This is a genomic window from Lacinutrix sp. MedPE-SW (assembly GCF_001874145.1).
GTDB lineage: Bacteria > Bacteroidota > Bacteroidia > Flavobacteriales > Flavobacteriaceae > Lacinutrix.
Window position 1 is genome coordinate 160,200 of the sequence record NZ_MPCX01000004.1, and the last position, 25,841, is coordinate 186,040.

Annotated in this window: 27 protein-coding genes and 1 tRNA gene; 19 read left to right on the forward strand and 9 right to left on the reverse strand. The window is 29.9% G+C overall.

Going from position 1 to position 25,841, the window contains the following annotated elements:
* Positions 1-69 precede the first annotated feature (69 nt).
* Positions 70-900 carry a DUF2807 domain-containing protein gene (locus BM549_RS05715; protein WP_290469392.1) on the forward strand — a complete coding sequence of 277 codons (831 nt, stop codon included), beginning with the start codon at positions 70-72 and terminating at the stop codon, positions 898-900.
* Positions 901-969: 69 nt separating this feature from the next.
* On the opposite strand, the gene trxB is transcribed toward BM549_RS05715, so the two are convergent.
* A complete protein-coding gene (gene trxB, locus BM549_RS05720) occupies positions 970-1,953 on the reverse strand; it encodes a thioredoxin-disulfide reductase (protein ID WP_290469393.1) in 984 nt (327 codons plus the stop codon).
* A 198-nt stretch (positions 1,954-2,151) separates the two neighbouring features.
* Here trxB and BM549_RS05725 point away from each other — a divergent pair, with 198 nt between their 5' ends.
* The 3 genes from BM549_RS05725 to BM549_RS05735 all read left to right on the forward strand — a co-directional run bounded on the left by BM549_RS05725 (position 2,152) and on the right by BM549_RS05735 (position 4,859).
* On the forward strand, positions 2,152-2,562 hold the full coding sequence (locus tag BM549_RS05725; protein ID WP_290469394.1) for an arsenate reductase family protein: 411 nt from the start codon (positions 2,152-2,154) through the stop codon (positions 2,560-2,562).
* A 94-nt stretch (positions 2,563-2,656) separates the two neighbouring features.
* Positions 2,657-3,688 carry a helix-turn-helix transcriptional regulator gene (locus tag BM549_RS05730; protein ID WP_290469395.1) on the forward strand — a complete coding sequence of 344 codons (1,032 nt, stop codon included), beginning with the start codon at positions 2,657-2,659 and terminating at the stop codon, positions 3,686-3,688.
* Between the two features lie 139 nt (positions 3,689-3,827).
* A complete protein-coding gene (locus BM549_RS05735) occupies positions 3,828-4,859 on the forward strand; it encodes a helix-turn-helix domain-containing protein (protein WP_290469396.1) in 1,032 nt (343 codons plus the stop codon).
* 65 nt (positions 4,860-4,924) lie between these two features.
* On the opposite strand, the gene BM549_RS05740 is transcribed toward BM549_RS05735, so the two are convergent.
* The 6 genes from BM549_RS05740 to BM549_RS05765 form a co-directional block, all read right to left on the reverse strand.
* The gene (locus tag BM549_RS05740; protein WP_290469397.1) at positions 4,925-5,377 is read right to left on the reverse strand and encodes a PA2169 family four-helix-bundle protein; all 453 of its coding nucleotides are present in this window, start codon (positions 5,375-5,377) and stop codon (positions 4,925-4,927) included.
* 168 nt (positions 5,378-5,545) lie between these two features.
* Positions 5,546-6,634, reverse strand: coding sequence for a DNA topoisomerase IB (locus BM549_RS05745; protein WP_290469398.1), 1,089 nt, complete (start codon positions 6,632-6,634; stop codon positions 5,546-5,548).
* Positions 6,635-6,644: 10 nt separating this feature from the next.
* Positions 6,645-7,079, reverse strand: a complete 435-nt coding sequence (locus BM549_RS05750; RefSeq protein ID WP_290469399.1) for a hemerythrin domain-containing protein — start codon at positions 7,077-7,079, stop codon at positions 6,645-6,647.
* Positions 7,080-7,217: 138 nt separating this feature from the next.
* A complete protein-coding gene (locus BM549_RS05755) occupies positions 7,218-7,424 on the reverse strand; it encodes a hypothetical protein (RefSeq protein ID WP_290469400.1) in 207 nt (68 codons plus the stop codon).
* Positions 7,417-7,770, reverse strand: coding sequence for a phage holin family protein (locus tag BM549_RS05760; RefSeq protein ID WP_290469401.1), 354 nt, complete (start codon positions 7,768-7,770; stop codon positions 7,417-7,419). The genes BM549_RS05755 and BM549_RS05760 overlap by 8 nt, the downstream gene beginning before the upstream one ends.
* A 3-nt stretch (positions 7,771-7,773) precedes the next feature.
* Entirely contained in the window at positions 7,774-8,124 is a 351-nt protein-coding gene (locus tag BM549_RS05765) for a YtxH domain-containing protein (RefSeq protein WP_290469402.1), read from the reverse strand.
* Between the two features lie 197 nt (positions 8,125-8,321).
* Between BM549_RS05765 and BM549_RS05770 the strand changes: the two genes are divergently transcribed.
* On the forward strand, positions 8,322-9,686 hold the full coding sequence (locus BM549_RS05770; RefSeq protein WP_290469403.1) for an NAD-dependent succinate-semialdehyde dehydrogenase: 1,365 nt from the start codon (positions 8,322-8,324) through the stop codon (positions 9,684-9,686).
* A 21-nt stretch (positions 9,687-9,707) separates the two neighbouring features.
* On the forward strand, positions 9,708-9,860 hold the full coding sequence (locus BM549_RS05775; protein ID WP_290469404.1) for a hypothetical protein: 153 nt from the start codon (positions 9,708-9,710) through the stop codon (positions 9,858-9,860).
* Positions 9,861-9,916: 56 nt separating this feature from the next.
* On the opposite strand, the gene BM549_RS05780 is transcribed toward BM549_RS05775, so the two are convergent.
* Positions 9,917-9,991 (reverse strand) — tRNA-Pro (locus tag BM549_RS05780).
* A gap of 116 nt (positions 9,992-10,107) precedes the next feature.
* Here BM549_RS05780 and BM549_RS05785 point away from each other — a divergent pair.
* The 8 genes from BM549_RS05785 (at position 10,108) to BM549_RS05820 (ending at position 18,084) form a co-directional block, all read left to right on the forward strand.
* Positions 10,108-11,211, forward strand: a complete 1,104-nt coding sequence (locus BM549_RS05785) for a PQQ-dependent sugar dehydrogenase (protein ID WP_290469405.1) — start codon at positions 10,108-10,110, stop codon at positions 11,209-11,211.
* A gap of 2 nt (positions 11,212-11,213) precedes the next feature.
* Positions 11,214-11,633 (forward strand): cytochrome c, encoded by a 420-nt coding sequence (locus BM549_RS05790; RefSeq protein WP_290469406.1) that lies wholly within the window; start codon positions 11,214-11,216, stop codon positions 11,631-11,633.
* Positions 11,634-11,686: 53 nt separating this feature from the next.
* Positions 11,687-12,295 carry a uridine kinase gene (udk, locus tag BM549_RS05795; protein ID WP_013870513.1) on the forward strand — a complete coding sequence of 203 codons (609 nt, stop codon included), beginning with the start codon at positions 11,687-11,689 and terminating at the stop codon, positions 12,293-12,295.
* On the forward strand, positions 12,295-12,591 hold the full coding sequence (locus BM549_RS05800; RefSeq protein ID WP_290469407.1) for a septum formation initiator family protein: 297 nt from the start codon (positions 12,295-12,297) through the stop codon (positions 12,589-12,591). Before udk ends, BM549_RS05800 begins: the two co-directional genes overlap by 1 nt.
* Position 12,592: 1 nt before the next feature.
* Entirely contained in the window at positions 12,593-13,936 is a 1,344-nt protein-coding gene (locus BM549_RS05805; RefSeq protein ID WP_290469408.1) for a methylmalonyl-CoA mutase subunit beta, read from the forward strand.
* A gap of 11 nt (positions 13,937-13,947) precedes the next feature.
* Entirely contained in the window at positions 13,948-14,643 is a 696-nt protein-coding gene (locus BM549_RS05810; protein ID WP_290469409.1) for a hypothetical protein, read from the forward strand.
* Entirely contained in the window at positions 14,643-16,763 is a 2,121-nt protein-coding gene (gene scpA / locus BM549_RS05815; RefSeq protein ID WP_290469410.1) for a methylmalonyl-CoA mutase, read from the forward strand. Before BM549_RS05810 ends, scpA begins: the two co-directional genes overlap by 1 nt.
* A gap of 115 nt (positions 16,764-16,878) precedes the next feature.
* Positions 16,879-18,084 (forward strand): metallophosphoesterase, encoded by a 1,206-nt coding sequence (locus BM549_RS05820; protein ID WP_290469411.1) that lies wholly within the window; start codon positions 16,879-16,881, stop codon positions 18,082-18,084.
* Here the strand turns inward: BM549_RS05820 and BM549_RS05825 are convergent, their stop codons facing one another.
* A complete protein-coding gene (locus BM549_RS05825) occupies positions 18,085-19,536 on the reverse strand; it encodes a CotH kinase family protein (protein ID WP_290469412.1) in 1,452 nt (483 codons plus the stop codon).
* 209 nt (positions 19,537-19,745) lie between these two features.
* On the opposite strand from BM549_RS05825, the gene BM549_RS05830 reads away from it, so the two are divergent.
* The 5 genes from BM549_RS05830 (at position 19,746) to dapB (ending at position 25,823) form a co-directional block, all read left to right on the forward strand.
* Positions 19,746-22,595, forward strand: a complete 2,850-nt coding sequence (locus BM549_RS05830) for a pitrilysin family protein (RefSeq protein WP_290469413.1) — start codon at positions 19,746-19,748, stop codon at positions 22,593-22,595.
* 156 nt (positions 22,596-22,751) lie between these two features.
* Positions 22,752-23,516: an AAA family ATPase gene (locus BM549_RS05835; RefSeq protein WP_013870504.1), complete on the forward strand. Its 765-nt coding sequence runs from the start codon at positions 22,752-22,754 to the stop codon at positions 23,514-23,516.
* A 2-nt stretch (positions 23,517-23,518) separates the two neighbouring features.
* The gene (locus BM549_RS05840) at positions 23,519-24,427 is read left to right on the forward strand and encodes a ParB/RepB/Spo0J family partition protein (protein ID WP_290469414.1); all 909 of its coding nucleotides are present in this window, start codon (positions 23,519-23,521) and stop codon (positions 24,425-24,427) included.
* Positions 24,417-25,016 (forward strand): DUF5683 domain-containing protein, encoded by a 600-nt coding sequence (locus BM549_RS05845; protein ID WP_290469415.1) that lies wholly within the window; start codon positions 24,417-24,419, stop codon positions 25,014-25,016. Before BM549_RS05840 ends, BM549_RS05845 begins: the two co-directional genes overlap by 11 nt.
* 102 nt (positions 25,017-25,118) lie before the next feature.
* Positions 25,119-25,823, forward strand: a complete 705-nt coding sequence (dapB, locus tag BM549_RS05850; RefSeq protein WP_290469416.1) for a 4-hydroxy-tetrahydrodipicolinate reductase — start codon at positions 25,119-25,121, stop codon at positions 25,821-25,823.
* Positions 25,824-25,841 lie beyond the last annotated feature (18 nt).

Sequence of the window (25,841 nt, forward strand, 5' to 3'; positions counted from 1 at the left end):
TGGGATGGTTTTTGTTATATATTTGCTAAACATTGCTGAAGTATTTGATAACAAACAATTTAAATAAATATGATTAAAAAATTACAATTAACTGTTATTGCATTATTAACTATTTTTTTGGGGTTCTCTCAAGATCTTGAAAAAATTAAAGGAAGTAGAAATGTAGTTACAGAAATAACAGAACTTTCGCCTTTTAATAGATTAGTAATTGGTGATGATTTTGAAATTAAAATTTTACAAGGCTTAGCACCATCTGTACAAATTGAAGCAGACGACAACTTATTTAACGCCTTAAGTTTTGAAGTTCAAGATGGAAGTTTAAAATTTAACAAACTACAACGTATTACATCTAAAAAACGATTTAATATTACCGTAATTGTAAAAGATTCTTTAAAAGTTATTGAGTTAAAAAATAATGCAGAATTAGCTTCTGGTAATACATTAGAATTAACAGACTTTACATTAATTACTAATGAAAACGCTAGAGCATATTTAACTTTAAACGCTACTAATTTTAACTTTACAAATAATGATAAATGTAAAGCAGAATTAAATGTAACTGCAGATACAGCAACATTAAATTTGAATGATAGTACAGATTTAAAAGCATTAATAAACACTAGTAATACTGTTATAACAATGCTATCTAATGCCTATGCTAAAATTGAAGGAGATACAAGCGATTTAAATATTACTACAGATAATAGCACCACTTTAAAGGCTGAAAAATTTACGTCTAAAAATTGTAATTTAATTACTAAAGACAAATCTGATGTATATATAGATGTAAAAAGTGATTTAGTACTTGAAGCATCAGGATCTACTGAAACATACATACATGGAACTCCAAAAATAGAGTTAAATGTATTTGAAAACAGTGCTATTTTAAGAAAAAAATAAAAGCTATTAACTACATAAAAAAAGCCGAAAACGTAATGTTTTCGGCTTTTTTATTTAATTATAATGTGTTTAGTTATAGTTTGAAGTAGAAACTTCAAAATTAGCATCTTTTGCTGCTAAATAACGTTCTGCATCTAAAGCTGCCATACAACCTGTTCCTGCTGCAGTAATAGCCTGTCTATAAACATGATCTGCTGCATCACCACTTACAAAAACACCATCTACATTAGTTTTAGATGTTCCAGGCTTTTCGTTAATAATGTAACCTGTTTCATCTAAATTTAAATAATCTTTAAAAATATCTGTATTTGGTTTATGCCCAATAGCTACAAAAAATCCTGTTGCAGGAATTTCTTTAGTTTCATTGGTTTGGTTGTTTTTAACTCTAACTCCAGTAACCACTTGTCCATCACCAAGAACCTCATCGGTTTCGGTATTGTATAAAATTTCAATATTTTCAGTTTTCTGTACTCTTTCTGCCATAATTTTAGAAGCTCTAAACTCGTCACGACGTACTAACATTGTTACTTTAGTACAAAGTTTAGATAGGTAATGCGCCTCTTCACAAGCACTATCTCCTGCTCCAACAATTACAACTTCTTGGTTTTTATAAAAGAAACCATCACATACAGCACATGCTGAAACACCACCACCAAGTTTTAAATATTTTTGTTCAGAGTCTAAGCCTAAATATTTAGCACTAGCGCCCGTAGAAATAATTACAGTATCACAATGTATTTCTTTTTCATCGTTAACCCATACTTTATGTACATCTCCAGAAAAATCTACTTTAGTAATCCAACCGTTTCTAACATCTGTTTCAAAACGCTCGGCTTGACTTTGTAGTTCCATCATCATTTCTGGTCCAGTTATACCTTTAGGGTATCCTGGAAAATTTTCTACTTCATTTGTTGTAGTTAATTGACCTCCTGGTTGTGTACCTTGATATAAAACTGGTTTCATGTTTGCTCTGGCTGCGTATATGGCAGCAGTATAACCTGCCGGTCCAGATCCTATTATTAAGCATTTAACTTTTTCTATTGTATTAGACATAGTATTATATTTTGTAATAACAAAAGTAGGATTTTTAATAGTAAACTTACAGTTTAGTTATCAACAGATGTTATTGAATTATAAGTTTATATAATACCTAAAGTTTTATTAAAATACTGCAAAGAAGATGTTAATTGTAACCCAAATGTTAAATGTTAAACTTAACTTTATGAAAACTAATAACAAATACCAGTTACAATGAGCAGTATAGCAACCAACCAAAATGAAACTATTTTATATTATAATTCTAATACTTCTCTAGGCAAACAAACATTACCTTACTTAGAAGCTTCAGATAGAAAAATTAGAACTATAGATATTTCTAAAACTAATGTTACTGGAACACAATGGGCTAGTTTAGCAAACAAACTAAATATTTTTATAAAAGATTTAGTAAATAAAGAACATCCAGATTTTAAAAAAAACTATAAAGACTCAACTAATTTATCTGAAGATGATTGGATTAAAATTTTAAATGCAAATCCAGAAACACTAAAATCTCCAATTTTAATAGTTGGAAAAAAATATTATTTAATTGATACACCATCTAAAGTTGCTCCATTATTAAAAACTGAAGGTGAAGATATCGATGCGCAAAATCCAAATTAAAAATTCAATTTGGCATAATACCCAAAATTTATTAAATTAAAGCAATACCTATAACCTTAAAAGACATTTTTTATTGGCTACTATATTTTAAACAATGGCAAAAACTGCAATAATAAAACATGACTCTATTAAAAACATAGTGTTAGAACTTTCTAAAGTTTTAAACACTAACTATGATGTGGATAATAATGAATTATGTTTTGATTTGCCTAAAAATATAGGAGATGGTTATTTTAGAAGTATAAATTTTGATTTTGGAGTAGAAGTCTTAATAGCAGATTTTTATATTAAAGAAGAAATTTCGCTAGTTTTTGAAAAGGAAAAAATAAACCCGCTTAAAATATTAATAAACTTAGAAGCTCCAATAGCATTTAAAAGTAAAAACAACAACATTAAATTAAATAGATTAGAAAGTGTCATGTCAAGTCCAGGCACCAACGAATCTCAAAAGTTTATTTTTAGCAAAAACAAACCTACTACCTTTTTTTATATTCAAATAAATAGAAAAGAATTTGAAAGCAAAATAGAACAGTTTATTGGAGAAATAAATGAAAATCTTGAAACACTTTTAAGAGACTTAAATGGTATAAATCCATTTTTCTATCAAGGTTATTTATCTTTGGATATAGCAGAAATTACCGAAGATTTTAAAACCTGCGAATTTACAGATTTTATGCAATCTGTCTACTTAGAAGGAAAAACTTATGAGATTCTCATGACGTATTTACAACTCTATGTAGAAAAAACAAACGCTAAAAATAATAGTAAACTTTTAAGACAAACTACTATTGAAAAAATAGAAAAAGCAGTATTAATTATTAATAAAGAATTAGATGTTAGAATTAATGTTAGTGCCTTAGCCAAACGTGTAGGCTTAAATCAAAATACATTACAATCTGGTTTTAAACAACTGTTTTCTACTTCTGTTAATGAGTATATACGCGATCATAAAATAGAGTACGCAAAAAACCTTTTAGAAAACTCTGAACTAAATATTACTGAAATCACCTATAAAATAGGCATTAGTTCCAGAAGTTATTTTTCAAAACTATTTAGAGAACGATATGGCATAACACCTAAACAATACGTTTCTCAATCTCGAATTAAAAAAACGCAACCCGTTTAACCCAAATTAAAATTAACTTTAAAACGACCAAAATGTTAGTTTAAATTTCAATAAAGCTAACAAATAGAGTTATAACAAGTTTTTTTACAAATTAAAAACACCTACCAATCTAATTAAAATTTAAAAAGATTGAATCGCTATGAAAAAAAGAAATAATACATATCCATCTCAAATTGCCGAATTAAAACATTTATTTGGAGGAAATATTATTGAAAAAAATGGCGTATATCAATTAAAAACAGATAATTCTTTTGCAAAAGGCACAGTAACTCACTACACTTTAAGTCACGGTACAAGTGCCTTGAATTTTAATATTACCTTTAATACAGATGTAGCTTATACCTTAGGTTGTTTAACTAAAAACATTATACATTTTGCTTACTGCGTACAAGGCGCATGCTATTTTAAATCTCAAGAAGATAAAAAACACACTAAAATTGAAGAACTACAACCTAGCATTTTTGGCAGCTATAAAAATAAATCTAACCAAATAAATATAAAGCAAGACTCTAAATTTGTTTTTACACTAATCTCTGTAGATAAAGATGTTTATTTTAAAACCTATTTTAAAGGTGCTTTTGAAAATGATACAGAATTAGAAAAATTATATAAAGCCTTTGAGACCCTAAACTCAAAAATCTTTAAATGCTCCTTTAATTTAAAAATTGCAGATTATTTACGAGTTATAGACTCTATACATTTAAACGATTCTATAGCTAATATTTTAAAAATTGATAGTAATTTTCAATATTTATTAGCCATACAAATAGAATTATTTTACAAAGAAAAATTTGAAGAATGCCACACGGCCACACTGTCTAAATTTGAACTTCAAAAAATTAGACAAATAACAGAGTATATTGTGGATAACCCAGAAGTGCAACATTCTATTAGTACACTCTGCGCTCAAGTAAGTATGTCGCCAGCCAAACTTCAAGAAGGTTTTAAAAGTATGCATAATACAACCGTTGCAGATTTTATAAGAAATGTAAGAGTAGAAAAAGCCGAAAAACTTTTAACAGACACCGATTTAAACATCTCTGAAATTGTATATACTATTGGATTAACTAGTAGAAGTTATTTTTGCAAAATATTTAAACAAAAATATTCTTGTAGCCCAAAGCGTTATAGAAAAAAAATAAGAACAACTTCTGCTGAAGTTAATTTATAATAAAAAAGGATATCTAAAATTAGATATCCTTTCTATTTGAATAGTTATTAAACCAACCCAAATAACTAATCAACTATATCTTCTAATCCTTTAATAGTATTTAATCCAACTTCTATTTTAGATTTTTGATCTTGTAAAATAGATTTAGTAGACGATGGTAAACTTACATCATTCATAACATCATCATATTCACTAACTGCAGCTTTTTCACCTCTAATAGACTCTTCTAACATGCTTTCTTCGTTTTCGTTAGAGAATAACGCCTTAGTATCCATCCAAGCTCTATGCAATGTTCCTTTTACACTTCCACCTTTATCTATTTCTTGTCCAAATGCTTGAATTTCTTGTTTTAGTTCATGTCCAAAATCATAACGCTGCTGTGCTTTATTACTAAAATAGTTTTTAAGTCCAGCGTGGTCTACATTCTCTGCAGCCTTTTTGTAACCTTTTTCTGCATCGTAAGTTCTTTCTAATAAATTATTAAGTTTTTTTCCAACTTCTTCTGTGTATGTTCCCATGATTTTTGTTTTAAATTAATATTTATGTGAGATAATAGTAATTATCACTACAGTAAATTTAATCTTAAATTAGAAGTTATGTTGACCTAAATAAATTGAATAATAGCTCAAAAAATTACTAATTTTTTTAACAAAACACTTTGTTAAATTATAACTAAGAAACTAAATCTAAACCTTTAAATCTGGTTTAAATTTATCTAACAAAAATAGTAATGCTTCCTCGGTATTAGATAAGTTTAAGTGCTTGTTTTTATTAGAATCTATAATTTTAAAAGCTTCAGAAATAGTATCATCTTGATAACTTTTAACTAATATTGGATGCACGTAATATTTTTTACAAACATTTCTTGTATTTCCTAATGCTTTTGCGGCTGCATCAAAACTAGTTAGTATATTTTTATCTTTTTGTTTTTCATTTTTAGTTAAGCCTAAATCATATAAAGTATCTAAAAACACAACAGATGCTGCCCAAGTTCTAAAATCTTTAGCTGTAAAATGTTGTTCGCATAACGAAAAAATATAATCGTTAACCATACTACTATCTATGGTATGTTTTTCGCCATCTGCATCATAATATTTAAAAAGTTCCCAACCTGGTAATTCTTGGCATTTATTAACGAGATAGATGAGTTTTTTATTACGCAAACTAATACAGTGCTCTTTACCTTTTTTACCTGTAAATTCAAATTTAATTTTATCTCTACTTACATTTACATGTCTTGTTCTTAAGGTAGATAAACCGTAAGTTTTATTGCGTTTAGCATATTGTGTATTACCAATTCTAATATGGGTTTCCTCCATTAACTTTACAATAAGTGCTAAAGTTTTTGTTTTAGGCCAACCTTTTTGGTTGAGATCTTTATCTATTTGTTCTCGAATTAATGGTAATAACTCACCAAAAAAACGCATTCTGTAAAACTTAGTTTGATTTCTAATTTTGTTCCAGATGGGATGGTAACGGTATTGCTTTCTTGCTTTAGCATCTCTACCTGTTGCTTGTAAATGTGTATTTTCTAAATAAGAAATACTTACTTTTTTCCATGCTGGAGGTATTACAAGTTTATTTATACGGTTTAACTCAATTTCATCTTTTATAGGTTTTCCTTTAAATTCGTAAACAAATGACTTTTGCTTTCGTTTACGTTTAATTTTCAATTCGTTTTCGCTAGCATAAACCAAATTTAATTTTTCAATTGCAAGCTCTGGCTCTACCCAAAGTTGTTTTAAAAAAGCATCGCTATTTAATTTTTTAGACATATAACTAGATCTAGCGTTGAGATTCTATATAGTCTTGATAGTCTTTAGATAACGCTGTTTTATCTTTATCTGCTAACACTTTTCCTGCCATTTGAAATATAGTATGTTCTTCATCATCTAAATGGTGTTCTACTTCTTCTTTTAATTTTTTTGCTACTTTTAACCATCCAGAAGAATCATAATCCATAGCTTCAAGCTCTTCTAATATTTCATCAATTTCATGGTGTTCTGCTATAGCATGTCTTGCTTGTTCTTGAGTTAAATCATCGTCAATTAATGGAATGTAAAAAAAACGTTCTTCTCCATCTTCATGTATTTTTAACTCTTGCTTTACTTTTTTAAAAAGTTCATCTCTTTCTTTAGAGTCGCCAGTTGTTTTTACTAACTTATCTAATAAATCTCTTTGGATGTCATGGTCTTTTCTTAAGGCTTCAAATATATTCATAATATAAGTTTTTGGTTTTTAGTTTATTATAAATTTATTAAATTTTAATTTTAATTCTTTTTTATAAAAATTAATTTCTTCAGCAAATAAAAAAATCGGCATAAATACCGATTTTTATTAATCTTTAAAATTGCGTTATTATCTTCTAAATAATTTTTTTAGTAGTACCATAGAACCAAACTTTCCTGCTAACTTAATTCCTGTTTGCATCCACTGTGTTGGTTGTACACTTTGTTTTAGTTCTCCTCGTACTGCCTTTAGTTCTTCCTTTGCAATTTGTCGTTCTAAACTTAAACGTTTTAAATCTAATTCTATGTCTTTAAAACTATTGTATACTTTATTCATCTTTAAAAAAAGTTTTTGAGATTTTTTGAATAACAAATGTGTTAATGTAACTTCTAAGTAAAAAAAGTATAATTGCTAGTACTAAAAAAATAAACCCTACGATTAAAAATCCTGTAGTATAATTATCTAGTATTTTACCTATGTACAATGACAGTGATATTGCTAAAAAAAATATACCTATTAATAGAATTCCACCTACAGCTAAAACTTTAAAAAGCATGCTAACAGATTTTGTTAGTTGCTCGAAAATTTTAAGCTTATAAAATTCTTGTGTTTTTTTTAGGTATAATTCAGATTTATCAACAGCTTTGGTTGAGGCGTTATTTATCGATTCAAATACAGACATTTATTATACAGTTTTCTTTAAATCTGTATCCTTTTGCAATTGCTTATTTTTTTCTTTTAAAGCTTCTAACTTTTTTTCTAAGGTGCTTATAATATCATCTGCTTTATAACTTGCGTTAGATACTACACTTTCTAATTGAGTTTCTAAAGTTGCTTTACCAGAACTTACGGTATTTTGTATTTGATCTTTTAAATCTACAGCTCCTGCTGCAACTTTATCCTTTGCCAAAATAGCTTCATCTGTTAATTTTCTACGGGTATTAACACCTTTATCTGGTGCAAATAAAATTCCTAAAGTTGCTCCTATTGCAGATCCTAATAAAAGACCTAATGCTGTATTACTAGTATTACTCATATTTTTAATTTTAGTTGTTAATATTGTTGTTATCTTGTTAGTAAATAAGCTACTAACGCTCTAAACAAAGTTACAATTTGCATTACAACTTACTCTTAAAATTAACTTAAAGAAACTGCTAAATGTTTGTTAATCTATCACCAAAAGTGCGATTTTTAAGAAATTTTGTAGAATTTTATCAATGAATCAACAAAAATATGAAGAATACACTAACCACATACAATCCTTATAATGGTAAAAAGCTTGATGATTACGAGGTGTTTTCTAAACAAAAAACACAATCTGTACTCAACGCATCTCATAGCACTTTTCAAGACTGGAAATTAACAAGCATAAAAAAGCGAACCAATTTACTTATTAAACTTGGAGATGTTTTAAATGAAAATATTGAAAAATATAGTAAACTCATCACCTTAGAAATGGGCAAACCTATTTCTCAAAGTCGAGCAGAAATTGAAAAATGTATATTGCTTTGTGATTTTTATGAAAAAAATGCCGATAGATTTCTATCCGATCAAATAATTGAAACCGAAGCACACGAGAGTTTTGTAAGCTACGATCCCTTAGGTGTAATTTTAGCAGTAATGCCATGGAATTATCCTTTTTGGCAAGTATTTAGATTTGCCGTACCAACACTAACTGCAGGAAATACTGGCTTATTAAAACACGCATCAAACGTTACAGGTTGCGCTTTAGCAATACAAGAAATTTTTGAGCAAGCAGGCTATCCTATTGGATGTTTTCAAACCTTAGTAACAGATCATGACACTATAGAAAACTTAATTCAAGATAGCAAAATTAAAGCTGTATCCTTAACAGGTAGCGAAAAAGCAGGAGTTAGCATTGCAAGTACAGCAAGCAAAGTGCTTAAAAAATCTGTTTTAGAGCTAGGCGGAAATAACGCTTGTATAGTTTTAGATGATGCAGATTTAGATAAATATCTAGATACAATGGTTAATGCAAGATTTCAAAACTCTGGACAAAGCTGTATAGCAGCAAAAAGATTTATTGTTACAGAAGGCATTTATGATGAATTTTTAGAAAAATTTAAATCTAAAGTTGAAAGTTATACGTTTGACGATCCTTTAAAAGAAAGCACAAAAATAGGAACTCAAGCAAGAGAAGATTTAGCCGAAGATTTAAAACAACAAATTGAAGCCTCTATAAAAAAAGGTGCTAAGGTATTATTAGGTAATAAAAAAGAAAAAGCCTATTTCTCTCCAACAATACTAACAGATATTACAGAAGATATGGAAGTATTTAAAGAGGAAACTTTTGGGCCAGTAGCTCCAATTATTAAAGCTAAAAATTTAGATGATGCTATAGAAAAAGCATCAAACAGTAAATTTGGACTTGGCACTATGCTCTTTACAAAAGACATTGAAACCGCAAGAAAAAAAATTATACATATTGAAGATGGCGCTTTTTTTATAAACGAATTAGTAAAATCTGATCCAAGACTGCCGTTTGGAGGCACAAAAGCTTCTGGTTATGGTAGAGAATTATCAAACGAAGGTATACATGAGTTTGTAAACATAAAAACTGTATACATAAATAAGTAATAACTAACAAAAACAAAAATAATGAGCTTAATTAAAGACGAAGACGAAAAAAGAAATGATTATATTTTACAAAAAGATAAAACAACTAAAGGTGTTTCAACTTTTGTAATTATAGCATTAATAGTTCTGGTAGTAGGCGTTGTAGCCTCAGGACTAATATTTAAGTGGTTCTAAACACTTATAGTTATAAATAAAAAAAATCCAATCTAAATTTAGATTGGATTTTTTTGTCGGGGTGGCAGGATTCGAACCTGCGGCCTCCACGTCCCAAACGTGGCGCGATAACCGGGCTACGCTACACCCCGAATTTAGAATTCTAACTTAAAAAAGATATTATTCTAGTTTTAGGAGGTGCAAATATAACTTATTTTATAAATTACAGTGTATAATTTATCGTAAATTGTAAAAACTTTTTTTTCTCATGAAAATAAAAACACTATCGCTATACCTTTTTGTATTAATTTCAACCTTGAGTTGCGCTCAAGATAAAAACCCTATAAACACCAAAAACACCCACCAAATCATTGTACCAGAGCTAAATAATCCTTGGGGATTTGTTTTTCTTCCAGATGGCTCTATATTAATAAATGAAAAAGAAGGAAAAATAATACACTATACAAATAATAAAAAAATTGAAATAACTGGCTTACCAGAAATTTATGTTCGCGGTCAAGGAGGTTTATTAGATATTGCTTTACATCCAGATTTTAAGAACAATGGTTGGATATATTTCTCTTATGCTTCACCAAAAGGAGAAAATAAAGGTGGAAATACAGCAATTATGAGAGCAAAAATAAAAAACAACACATTAATAGATAAACAACTATTATATAAAGCAGAGCCCAACACTACAAAAGGGCAACATTTTGGGTCTAGAATTGTTTTTGATAAAAACGGATATTTATTTTTTACCATTGGAGAACGTGGCGCACGCGATGTTAACCCACAAGACTTATCTAGAGATGGTGGTAAAGTATATAGGTTAAATGATGATGGCAGCATACCAAAAGACAACCCGTTTGTTAATACCAAAGGCGCAAAAAAAGCAATATGGTCTTACGGGCATCGCAATCCGCAAGGCATGGAACTACATCCAGATACAAAAGAAATATGGACACATGAACATGGACCAAAAGGTGGTGATGAAATAAATATTATAAAAAAAGGTAAAAATTATGGTTGGCCTGTAATTACTTACGGCAAAAATTATTCTGGAACTAGTATTACAGATAAAACAAAGCAAAAAGGCATGGAGCAACCATTGCATTATTGGACGCCATCTATAGCTCCAAGCGGTATGGCTTTTATAAACTCAAAAAAATACGGTGACTGGAATGGTAGCTTACTCGTTGGCTCTTTAAAATTCACTTACCTAGATCGCTGTGAAATTAAAAATGGAAAAGTAGTTAAAGAAGAAAGACTATTAGATGGTATTGGAAGAGTAAGATCTATTGAGCAAGGTCCAGACGGTTTTATTTATGTTGGTGTAGAAAATTTAGGAATTGTAAAACTAATTAGAGAATAAATATGAAATTATTAAGCTTCGGTTTTTGCATGCTATTTTTATTAAGTAGTTGTAATTCATCTAATAAAAAATTAGCTCAAAAAAGTGAATTTGAAAAACAGGATTTTTCTGAAGGCAAACAAGTTTATGAAGATTTTTGCATGCAATGTCACATGGCTAACGGTAAAGGTGTACCAAGAGCATTTCCGCCTTTGGCAAAATCAGATTATCTTAAAAATAAAAGAGAAGCAAGCATTAAAGCTATAAAATATGGGTTATCTGGAAGCATTACAGTAAACGGTAAAGTATATAATAGCAATATGGCACCGCAAGGTTTAAGCAACAAAGAAATTGCAGATGTAATGAACTACATTACAAATAGTTGGGGTAACGAAAACACATCGTTAATAACTGAAGAAGAAGTTTCAAAGATTCAACGCTAAAAGTTTGTTCTAAATTCCTAAATTTGCTCGGTTAAATTTAATAAATAAAAAACATGTTAATAATAGGAATTGCTGGCGGTACTGGTTGCGGAAAAACTACAGTAGTAGAGCAAATAATGAATGAATTGCCAGACGGTGAAGTTGGTATAATATCTCAAGACTCTTACTATAAAGATACAACTGGATTAACCTACGAAGAGCGTGTAAATATTAATTTTGATCACCCTAAATCAATAGATTTTAAACTTTTAAGACAACATTTAACAACCTTAAAAGCCGGAAATAGTATAGAACAACCTGTATATTCTTTTGTAGACCATAACAGAACAAAAGAAACAATTACTACATTACCAAAACGCGTAATGATTGTAGAAGGTATTTTAATACTTAGTAAACCAAAAATTCGTAATATGTTTGATATTAAAATTTTTGTGCATGCAGATAGTGATGAGCGTTTAATTAGACGTTTAAAAAGAGATATCGCTGAACGCGGAAGAGATATAGACGAGGTTTTAACACGTTACCAAACCACTTTAAAACCAATGCATCAACAATTTATAGAACCTATGAAAGAGTATGCAGATTTAATAATACCAAACAACAAATACAATACTGTTGCAGTAGATATAGTTAGAACTATTATTAACGATAAATTAGATTAGTGCTTAAATATTTCAAAAATATCTTTTTATTAATATTCACAGCTTTTGCCTTGTGGATGTTATTTTTTGATAGCAACTCGTTATTAATACACAACGAACTTAATAACGAAATTAAAGCTATAGAAAACGAAAAAGAATATTACAGAAAAGAAATAGCTAAAGACAACAAAGCTATAAAAGAGCTAAAAAAAGAAGAAGGTCTCGAGAAATTTGCAAGAGAAGAATATTACATGAAGCGCGATAACGAAGACATTTATATAATAGAATATCAAGACAGTACCAAAGCAGAAAATTAAAATGAATAAACCATTATTTAAAGATTTTGAAGGTGTTTCTGCTAAAGCATGGAAACAAAAAATTCAAGCCGATTTAAAAGGTGCAGATTATAATGATACTTTAATTTGGTCTACACCAGAAGATATTAACGTTAAACCGTTTTATCATAAAACAGATTTTGATGAGAAACCAATTTTAGAAACACCATCAAACTCATGGCATATTTGCCAAAGTATTTTCGTGTTTGATGTAGAAAAATCTAATACAAAAGCTATAGATGCTTTAAATCGTGGTGCAGAAAGCATTAAATTTATTATACCTAATAAAGAGGTTTCAATACCTACTTTATTACAAAATATTCCTACTACTACTCCACTCTATTTTCAATTACAATTTTTAGATTCAGAATATGTAAACACAATAACAAAAGCGTTTCAAAACGCACATATTCAAACCGATATTATTGGAAATTTAGCAAGATCTGGAAATTGGTATTCTAATTTAAATAGTGATCACGAGCAACTTAATAAAATTGCATCCAATTCTACAAATACATTAAGTGTAGATTTAAGCTTATATCAAAATGCTGGTGCAACTATAGTACAACAATTAGCTTATAGTTTAGCGCATGCTAATGAGTATTTAAACCATTTTCAAACTAGTTTAAAATCTCAAATTACATTTAATGTATCGGTTGGCACCAATTACTTTTTCGAAATTGCAAAATTACGAGCGTTAAGAGTGCTTTATAAAACCTTAGCATTAGAATATAACCTACCTGGAGATTGTAACATTATTGCAATACCAACAAAACGTAACAAAACACTTTACGATTACAACACAAATATGCTTCGTACTACTACAGAGTGTATGAGTGCAATTCTTGGTGGAGCAAATACAATTTGTAATTTACCATATGATGCTTTATACCATAAAGACAACGAATTTGGTGAACGTATTGCTAGAAACCAATTATTGGTTTTAAAGCATGAAAGCTATTTTGATAGTGTTGAAAATGCTTCAGATGGTTCTTATTACATAGAAAGCCTAACCATTCAACTGGCAGAAAAAGCATTAGATCTTTTTAAAAACATTGAAGCCAACGGCGGTTTTTTAAACCAATTAAAAGAAGGTCTTATCCAGAAAAAAATTAAAGAAAGCGCTACAAGCGAACAAGACCGTTTTAATAATGGCGAACTTACATTGTTAGGCACAAATAAACACCCTAATAAAAATGATAGAATGAAAGAGGAATTAGAACTTTATCCTTTTTTAAAAATGAATGCCAGAAAAACGTTAATTGAACCTATTTTAGAGAAACGTTTAGCAGAAACCTTAGAACAAAACAGATTAAAAACAGAATAAATATTTAAAAAATGAAGACAATTTCTAAACTTTTAATTTTAGCTATTTTAGTAAGCTTTTCAAGCTGTGACAATTCTAAAAACCAAATAGAATACAAATTTGCTTCAAGCCCAAAAGTATTGGCCTGTGAAATTTCAAATGGTGAACTATATAATGAAGCAATTCATTCTTTTGAAAATGACATTCTTGCCTTTTATGACAAAAATGCAAAAAGTAATAAATTTAAAGCATACTCTGGTTTTATAAATAACTTAAATAATGGTAGAATACAATTTGATTTAATTCCCAGTAAGCATAGTGTAGAACTAGCTCATGCCTTAAAACAAGAATCTAAACTTTGGTCTACAAAAAATAAAACAACTACACTAAATTACTCACACCCAATAGTAGATTGTATTGCTAATAATATAAAAACACAATATATTAAAGAAACTTTTAATGCTTTGTTAGCTACAAATAGTATGCGCAAAAATTTAATTTTACCACCTTTACAAGGTGCTTCTAGATCAATCCAAACAGACGGAAGTTTAATTGCTTTTTTAGCTTTTGAATATTATTATCCTAACATTTGGAACTTAGATCCAGAAACTATTAAAACATTAGAAGCACCTAAACAACCAAAAATAGACTTTAATAAAACGCCTACAACAACTAGACCTAGAGTAACAGATAAAAAAGATTCTCACGCAGGACATAATCACGATTAATGAGCAAAAAAAACCTTCAACATATAAGCATAAAATCTAGTAATAATCAAAGCAGTACAAATGTAAAAACTACAACTACTGCAGAAGATATAGCTATTAAATCTATATACTCTAAAAAAGATTTAGATAGTTTAGAACATTTAGATTTTGTAGCAGGCATTGCACCAAATTTACGAGGTCCATATTCTACCATGTACGTTCGTAGACCATGGACTATTAGGCAATATGCAGGATTTTCTACTGCTGAAGAAAGCAATGCCTTTTATCGCAGAAATCTTGAAGCAGGACAAAAAGGACTATCAGTAGCTTTCGATTTAGCTACACATCGTGGTTACGATAGTGATCATGAACGCGTGGTTGGAGATGTAGGAAAAGCAGGTGTCGCTATTGATAGTGTAGAAGACATGAAAGTTTTATTTAACCAAATACCGTTAGATAAAATGTCGGTTTCCATGACAATGAATGGTGCCGTTTTACCAATATTAGCTTTTTATATTGTTGCTGCCGAAGAACAAGGTGTAAAACCCGAAGCATTAGCAGGAACTATTCAAAATGATATTTTGAAGGAATTTATGGTGCGTAATACATACATTTATCCACCAACACCTTCAATGAAAATCATTTCGGATATTTTTGAATACACGAGCAAGAACATGCCTAAATTTAATAGCATTAGTATTTCTGGTTACCATATGCAAGAAGCTGGTGCTACTTGTGATATTGAGTTAGCTTACACCTTAGCAGATGGTTTAGAATATATTAGAAAAGGCTTAGCAGCAGGAATGGATATAGATACTTTTGCTCCTAGACTTTCTTTCTTTTGGGCTATTGGGATGAATCATTTTATGGAAATCGCAAAAATGCGAGCTGCTAGAATGTTATGGGCTAAACTAGTAAAACAATTTAATCCAAAAAACCCAAAATCGCTTGCTCTAAGAACGCATTGCCAAACAAGCGGATGGAGTTTAACAGAGCAAGATCCTTTTAATAATGTAGCACGTACAACTATTGAAGCTGCTGCAGCTGCATTTGGCGGTACACAAAGTTTACATACTAATGCGTTAGACGAAGCTATTGCCTTACCAACAGATTTCTCTGCCAGAATTGCAAGAAACACTCAAATATTTCTACAAGAAGAAACCAATATTACAAAAACAGTAGATCCTTGGGCTGGAAGTTATTATGTTGAAAAACTAACACATGATATTGCACAAAAAGCATGGTCTTTAATTGAAGAAGTTGAAGAACTGGGAGGCATGACAAAAGCAATTGAAGCTGGTATTCCTAAACTTAGAATTGAAGAAGCCGCTGCAAGAAAACAAGCACGAATAGACTCTGGACAAGACGTAATTGTTGGTGTTAATAAATATGTTTTAAAAGAAGAAGATCCTTTACATATTTTAGAAGTAGACAATCAAACGGTAAGACGTCAACAAATTGAAAGCTTAAATAAAATTAAAGCCGAAAGAAACACCCAAAAAGTTGAACAAGCATTAAATAATTTAACGCAAGCTGCTAAATCTGGTAAAGAAAATTTATTAGCTTTAGCCGTAGAAGCTGCACGAGAACGTGCAACTTTAGGAGAAATTAGTGATGCTTTAGAAACTGTATTTGGCAGATATAAAGCACAAATAAAATCATTTTCTGGCGTGTATAGTAAAGAAATTAAAGACGATTCGTCTTTTGCAAAAGCAAAAGAACTAGCAGACCAATTTGCAGAACAAGATGGTAGAAGGCCACGTATTATGATTGCAAAAATGGGACAAGATGGTCATGATCGTGGTGCAAAAGTTGTAGCAACAGGCTATGCAGATGTTGGCTTTGATGTAGATATTGGACCATTATTTCAAACACCAAAAGAAGCTGCAAAACAAGCAGTAGAAAACGATGTGCATGTTTTAGGAGTTTCTTCTCTTGCTGCCGGTCACAAAACATTAGTTCCACAAGTAATAGAAGAATTAAAACAATATGGCCGAGAAGATATTATGGTAATTGTTGGTGGTGTAATACCAAAACAAGATTACCAATATCTATTTGATGCTGGTGCTGTAGCTGTATTTGGACCAGGAACCAAAATTAGCGAAGCAGCTATTACACTTCTAGAGATATTAATAGATTAGTATTTTAAATATCAAATTTATAAAACAAAAAATTCTAGAATATTTGAAACAATTAATCTAAAATAGACTACTTGGAATAACAATTGCACTAATTTTTATTATATAATAATAAACTATGAAAAGCATAAAACATAAACACTACTTTACAATTTTAAGATGTTTATGGTTATGCTTTTTTTCGTTTTTTAGCTTTGGGCAACAAACTATTACCAAAGATTCTACTGCAATAAAAAATACAGTAGAAAACCATAACTCGACAATAAAAAATAAACAAAAAAAAACCATTTTATTTAATGGCGTTGATGGACCTTATATAATTAAAGACACTTTATATAGAGTTAACAGAGAAAATAAACTTATAGTTTCTCCACTAACAATTAAAGACTCAATACTTGTTGAAACAGACAATAAAGATTTTAACACCTTTTTTGTAGCATTACAGCCAGAGTATTTTGTACCCGATACAAATTATGAGCTACCAAAGAAAATGGTTGTAATATCAGATATTGAAGGAAATTATAATGGCTTCGCTGGTTTTTTGTTTGCAAATAAAATAATCGATGAAAATCACAATTGGATTTTTAAAGATGGCCATTTAGTTTTAGGTGGTGATTTTGTAGATCGCGGTATAAATGTAACCCAAGTATTGTGGTTAATTTATAAACTAGAATATCAAGCCAAAAAACATGGTGGAATGATTCATTTTATTTTAGGGAATCATGAAATATTAAATTTTCATGGTGATTATAGATATAATCAAGGTAAATACATAAAAATTGCTCAAGAAATAAGTCAATTAAAAAATAAAAAAGAAGCACTTAAACACCTTTACTCCCAACATTCTGAACTTGGAAAATGGTTAGCCACCAAAAATGTTGCAGAAAAAATTGGAGAATATTTATTTGTACATGCAGGACTTAGTCCAGAAATACTAGATTACGAATTAAGTTTAAGTGATATAAATAATCTTATTCGTTTAAGGTTTGATACCATTAAAAAACCCAAAAACAAAACACTTAATTTTTTATATAGCCCAAAAGGTCCTTTTTGGTATCGTGGTTTAGTAAAAACAAGGTTTCAATACGACAGAATTAAAAAAGAAGAGCTTGATGCTATTTTAAGATATTACGATGTTAAAAAAATAGTTATTGGTCATACTCCTGTAAATGAAATTTCTACTGATTTTAGTGGAAAAATTATTAGAACCGATGTGCATCACGGTTACCAAAAATTCTCTGGAGATACAAAAGGCTTACTTATTGAAAATGGTATAGAATATATTATTGACGATAAAGCAAATAAAACATTATTACAGCAATAATTATAGGCTATTAAAATAGTTATCTAAAATATTAAGTCTATCCTCCAACCATTGCTTTAAATACTCATAATGTTCTTTATTAGAGACTTCGTTTAATTTATTTTGCCATACTAATTGTTCACGCTCATAAATTTTATTTTTAGTAAATTCATTATAAAGCTTATCTACTTTTGCTAATAAAGTTTCATAACTATATTCATTTGTTTTTAAAGCATTCCATCGTGATTTTACTTTGGTTTTATAGTCATTAGGGTTTAGTTCCAATAACCTATTAAACAGCCCATTTCCTAAAATATCTTTTCTATATTTTTCCTGCTTACCATCTTGTATAATTCCCATTACTCCGTCTAAATCCCAGGCTACAAAAAAGTAAGGTTCACCAGTATTATATTTAGCTAAATAGTAATTTTTTCCAAGATTATCTGTTGCTCTAACTACATTTATAAAAATATAGTAATCAATTACATTTTCAATATGCACATTATTTTCAATTGTATTTTTAAACAAATCATCACTACCATTAACCACTAAATCTTGAAACTTAGCTAAATCTTTCCATTCGGCTTTATAATCTATAAAAGGATACTCAATCCTCCAACCATTCCAATGTGGAAAGAGGTTATTGTATTTTGGAGATTTTGTAAAGTCTGGTCCACCTTTATACGAGTTGGCTTTAAATAATTCGCCGTGTATATTTTTACCTTCGTTTTCTTTTAATTGTAATTGTTTTCTGTCTATAGATTCTGAAAATTGATACAAACCGTAATACTCATCATTTTTAAATAACTCTACATAAGCAATATCAATTCCGCTTTTAGCTTTTGGTTCTAGCTTAGAGTAATAAGGCTCATGAACTTTAGTCCATAATTTAGCCGAAATATGAGATCGTAAACGTAAAGGCTCATTAAACATACCATCAAGAATCCAGTCATCATCAGACCTTAGTCCTTTAAATTTCAAATCTTTTTTCTGTTTAGTAATACTATCATTCCAAAACTCTATATCAAAAGATTTTTTCGCAAATGTTAGTGACAAATTTCCACGATGTCTCACACCCATTGTGCTTTTAATATGTTCACCAGCATTATAATAACAAAAATAACCTGGGATTTTATTGTTTCGGTTTATTTTAGGGTCGTCTATAGTAACTTGTACTACAGGCAATTTTGTAATATAAAGTGTATAATCACGCCCATTGTTAACACTATATGCTTCAGCATAAGACAATGTTTTTACCACGTTTTCAAACTTTAAAACAGTATTAAACTTAACTTGGCTAATACTTTTATTTTCAGCATTAATAGAATCTAAATCCTTAATATGCCAAACAATAATTTTATTTTTATTATCGATACCGTAACTACCTGCTTCAGCTATAATTTCTTGAGCAAATATGAGGTTTACACTAAAAAAAATAATAACCAATATTAAAACTTGCTTAAGTTGCTTCATTGTTCTGTTTATATTTTGCATATATGTTAAAGTAACAAATTATTTTTAACTCTACTACACTCATTTTTTAGCAATTGTTATGCCTAAGGCAGAAATTAACTTAAAATTTAAATTTCTTACATAAAATGTTAAAATTTTATCAAAACAAAAACTTAATCTGCTTAAATTATTAACTTAATAAACTATTAATCAAACAAAACAAACAATTCATGAATGTATCAAAATTCAGGAAGTTAGTGTTTACAACACTAATTACCACATCCATTATGCTATTTTCTACAGTATCAAAAGCTCAGGAAAAGCCAACCAAAACTTTACAAACTTCACAAAAAGTCCCTTTTAACCCAGAAGTAAAAACAGGTGTTTTAAGCAATGGACTTACATACTACATAAAAAATAATGGCAAGCCAGAAAACAAAGTAGAACTGCGCTTAGTTATTAATGCCGGTTCTATTTTAGAAGATAAAGACCAACTAGGTTTAGCTCACTTTATGGAGCACATGAATTTTAACGGAACCAAGAATTTTAAAAAAAATGAATTAGTAGATTATCTACAAAGCATAGGTGTAAAATTTGGTGCGCATTTAAATGCCTACACAAGTTTTGATGAAACTGTATACATTTTACCAATACCTAGTGAAGATCCTGAAAAACTAGAAAAAGGATTTCAAATTTTAGAAGATTGGGCACATAATGCACTATTAACCGAAGAAGAAATTGATAACGAACGAGGTGTTGTTTTAGAAGAATTAAGGCTAGGTAAAGGCGCAAACGAACGCATGATGCAACGCTACTTACCTAAACTAATGTATGGGTCGCAGTACGCAAAAAGATTACCTATTGGAACCCAAGAAAGTATAGAAAATTTTACTTACGAAAGTTTAAGACGCTTTTATAAAGATTGGTACAGACCAGATTTAATGTCTGTTATGGCTGTAGGAGATGTTGATGTTGCCACATTAGAAGAAAAAATAAAAACACATTTTGGACGTATTGCTCCTGCTAAAAGCCCAAGAAAAAGAGATGTTTTTTATGTACCAAATCATGATGAAACATTTGTTGCTATAGAGTCTGACAAAGAAGCCTCTTTCTCTCAAGTACAAGTCATGTTTAAAGACTCAAACAATGCTAAAGTTGAAGAAACGGTAGAAGATTATAGAAAATCTATGGCAAAAAGCTTGTTTTCACAAATGATTAATACAAGACTAGGAGAATTAAGAAATAGCGAAAATCCTCCGTTTGTATTTGGCTCTAGCTTTTATGGCGGTACTTGGGCACGAACAAAAAACGCATACCAATCTTTTGCAATGACGAGTGAAACAGACCAATTAAAAGCATTAAAAGCGCTTTTAGAAGAAAACGAACGTGTTAAACGTTATGGATTTCAACAAGGCGAATTTGAAAGAGCTAAAAAAAGAATGTTAGCCAGCATGGAAAAGTCTTTTAAAGATAAAGACAAAATGGAATCTAACAGAATTATTGGAGAGTACATTAGACATTTTCTTGAAGGAGAAGTAATGCCTGGTATTACCTGGGAATACAATATGTATAAAAACGAACTACCAAACATTACCTTAGAAGAAGTTAATAGTTTAATTAAAAACTACTTAAGAGACGATAATAGAGTTATTGTAATTACAGGACCAGAAAAAGAAGGCTTAGAAAAGGTTACAGAAGCACAGGTAAAAACATTATTAAACGGATTAAAAGATGCAGATATAAAACCTTACGAAGACGAAGCTGTCGCTTCTTCTTTAATTTCTAAACTTCCTCCAAAAGGTAGTATTACAAATACTGTTAAAGATGAAAAATTAGGCACTACTACTCTTACACTTAGTAATGGAGCAACAGTAACTTATAAGAAAACAGATTTTAAAAATGATGAAATTATGTTTGAAGCCTTTAGCTTTGGCGGTAATTCATTATACACAGATGCAGACTATAAAGCCACAAATTTTGCTAATGGAGGTTTAGCTGAAGCTGGAGTAAACGGTTTCGACAAAACGCAATTAAGCAAAATGTTATCTGGTAAAATTGTAAATGTTAGACCAAGCATTGGTACTTATAGCGAGAATTTTAGAGGTTCATCTACACCAAAAGATCTTGAAGAATTATTTCAGTTAACGCATTTATATTTTACAGCATTAAATAAAGACGAGAAAGCATACAACTCATATATCAATAAACAAAAAGCATTTATTGGTAATATGTTATCAAATCCGCAAACATTCTTCTCTATAGAAATGGGTAAATTTATGTATGGAAAAAGTCCAAGATACATGGGATTTCCAACACCAGAAGCGTTTGACGCAGCAGATTACGACTTGGCATATAAAAAATACAAAGAACGTTTTGCAGATGCTGGAGATTTTAAATTTTACTTTGTAGGTAATATAGACGAAGCTAAAATTAAAGCATTTTCAGAAAAATACTTAGCCAGTTTACCAACAAATAATAGTAACGAAAAATATATAGTTACAGATTTTAGACCACTTACAGGACAACACACAAAAATTGTAGAAAAAGGAACCGACGAAAAAAGTTCAGTTAGAATAACCTATCACGGTCCAACAACGTACAATGCTAAAGAAGCTCATGCACTTACAAGTTTAGGAGAAATTTTAACCATAAAATTAGTCGAAAAATTAAGAGAAGAAGAAGGTGGCGTTTATGGTGCTGGAGCAAGAGGAAGCATTAGTAAAATGCCTTATGGTTGGTTTAATTTTAACATAAGCTTTCCATGCGGTCCAGAAAATGTTGAAAAACTTAAAAATGCTGCTTTAGCAGAAGTAGACAAGCTAATAAAAAACGGCCCAACAGAAAAAGACCTCGCAAAGGTAAAAGAAGCACAACTTTTAGAAAGAAAAGAACAGCTAAAACAAAATCGTTTTTGGATGAATTTGCTTAAAAATGCAGACTATCAAGACAAAGATGCTAAAAGAATTTTTACGTTTGAAGATGATGTAAATAACTTAACTAAAGAATTTTTACAAACTATAGCTAAAAAATACTTAACCAATGGTTATATTTTAGGTATTCATAATCCTGAAAAAGCATAAAAAGCTTTATAATTAATACGTTAACAAAGCAGCTAGAAATAGCTGCTTTATTTATTTTACCAACTGTTAACAACTTCCATTTTTAAAACCCATAAATAATTGTATTTTTACGCTGGACTTTAAATATTAAATTCCCTAATAAAACCAAATCATTTAATGGGTAAAATAATCGCCATTGCCAATCAAAAAGGAGGAGTTGGAAAAACAACTACATCTGTAAACTTAGCAGCTTCTTTAGGTGTTCTTGAAAAAAAAGTATTACTTATAGATGCAGATCCACAAGCAAATTCTACATCTGGTTTAGGCCTGGATGTTGAAGCTGTAGAAATTGGTACCTATCAACTTTTAGAACATACTAATAGCGCAAAAGATGCTATTATAAGTACTAATACTCCTAATTTAGATATCATTCCGGCTCACATAGACTTAGTTGCTATTGAAATAGAATTAGTAGATAAGGATCAACGTGAATACATGATGAAAAGGGCTTTAGAAGCTATAAAAGATGACTATGATTACATCTTAATAGATTGCGCTCCATCTTTAGGCTTGCTAACTTTAAATGCTTTAACAGCAGCAGATGCTGTTATTATTCCTATTCAATGCGAATATTTTGCACTTGAAGGTTTAGGGAAATTATTAAACACTATAAAAAGTGTTCAAAAAATACACAATTCGGCATTAGATATTGAAGGTTTACTTTTAACTATGTACGATTCTAGATTGCGTTTATCTAATCAAGTTGTTGAAGAAGTTCAAAAACATTTTAACGATATGGTTTTTGAAACCATAATACAACGTAACGTTAAATTAAGTGAAGCACCAAGTTACGGCGAAAACATTATAAATTATGATGCATCAAGTAAAGGTGCAGCAAACTATTTAAGTTTAGCAAAAGAAATAATAAATAAAAACTCCTAAACATGGCGAAGGCAACAAAGAAACAGGCTTTAGGTAGAGGACTTTCGGCTTTATTAAAAGACCCAAGTAACGATATACAATCTGCAGAAGATAAAAATGCAGACAAAGTAGTAGGTAATATTATAGAATTAGAATTATCTGCTATAGAAATGAATCCATTTCAACCAAGAACAAACTTTAACGAAGAATCTCTACGCGAGTTAGCCTCTTCTATTAAAGAACTTGGAGTTATACAACCAATTACGGTAAGAAAATTAGGCTATGATAAATACCAATTAGTATCTGGAGAACGTCGTTTTCGCGCCTCTACGCTTATTGGCTTAGAAACAATTCCAGCATACATACGTATTGCAAACGACCAGGAAAGTCTAGAAATGGCACTTGTAGAAAATATACAACGTCAAGATTTAGACCCTATAGAAATTGCATTATCATACCAACGCTTAATAGACGAGATTAATTTAACTCAAGAGCAAATGAGTGAGCGTGTTGGTAAAAAACGTTCAACAATTGCAAACTATTTACGTCTATTAAAATTAGACCCAATCATACAAACAGGTATGAGAGACGGCTTTTTATCTATGGGTCATGGTAGAGCAATAATTAATATTGAAGACCAAACAGTACAATTAGATATTTACGAAAAAATATTATCTAATAAACTATCGGTTAGAGAAACAGAAGCTTTAGTTAAAAACTTTAATGCAACAAGTGAAGTAGAAGTTCCAAAAAAACCTGTTGAAACAGAAATGCCGAAGTTTGTTAAAAAAGGCATAAAAGAGTTTTCAGAATACTTTGGACATAAAATAGACGTTAAAATCTCTAACAATGGTAAAGGAAAAATTACAATTCCTTTTCATTCTGAAGAAGATTTTAACCGTATAAAAAAGTTAGTGCAACGTGCTAAATAAATTCATATTATTTTTCTGCTTTGTTTTAGCCTTAAGTTTTCCTGCTTTGGCTCAAGAAAACCAACCTAAAACAAAACAAGACACCGAGAAGCTTGGTGATTTAAAAACCGAAATTGATAGCACGCAGTTACGCAAGCCTATAAACCCGCTTTCTCCTGCAAAAGCAGCCTTCTATTCTGCCGTATTACCAGGATTAGGACAAGCTTACAATAAAAAATACTGGAAAATACCAATTGTTTATGGAGCTCTTGGTGCAGGAATATATTTTTATACCACAAATAATAAAAATTACAATAGAACCAGAGACGCTTACAAACGTCGTTTAGCAGGTTTTACAGATGATGAGTTTCAAGGTAGATTAACAGATGATGGCCTTTTAGAAAGACAAAAAACCTTTAGAAGAAATAAAGAATTATCTTTATTAATTACAGTAGGTTTATATGCCTTAAATATTATAGATGCGAACGTAGATGCACACTTGCTTCAATTTAATGTAGATGAAGATTTATCATTAAAACCGCATTATGAAATAAACGAAATAGACAAAACAGGAAATTTTGGCTTAACGCTAAATTTTAAAATAAATTAAACTTAATATACTTTAATTTAATACAATTTTAATTAAACTAAAGTAATAAGATATTCTGTATCACTAATAGTATATTTAATACAGAAATAAAAAAATCTACACATGAAAATTGCTTTACTTGGCTATGGTAAAATGGGAAAAACAATTGAAACCATTGCAATACATCGAGGCCACGAAATTGTTTTAAAAACGTCTACATCACCTAGTCAAGAATTAAAAAATGCAGATGTAGCTATAGATTTTAGTATTCCATCTGCAGCAGTAAATAATATTTCTCAAGCATTAAATAATAACATTCCAGTAATTTCTGGAACTACAGGTTGGCTTGACGATTTTAATACCATTGAAACACTTTGCCAAGAAAAAAATGGTGCATTTATTTACGCTTCAAATTTTAGTTTAGGTGTAAATATTTTCTTCGAACTTAATAGAACATTAGCTAAAATGATGTCTAATTTGGCAGATTACAATGTAGATATTGAAGAAATTCACCATACACAAAAACTAGATGCACCTAGCGGAACCGCTATTTCTTTAGCTAATGATATTGTAGAAAACCATAAAGATTATAACAATTGGGAATTAGATGGAGACGCTAAAAGTGTTTTACCAATTACAGCAAAACGCATAGAAAATGTTCCTGGAACACACACAATTAATTATACTAGCGAAGTAGATACCATTACAATCGAGCATACAGCACACAGCAGACAAGGCTTTGCTTTAGGAGCAGTTATTGCTGCAGAGTGGATTATTGGTAAAAAAGGTATCTTTACAATGAAAGACGTATTAAATATAGGTCAATAAAAAAAATGTAACATTAGT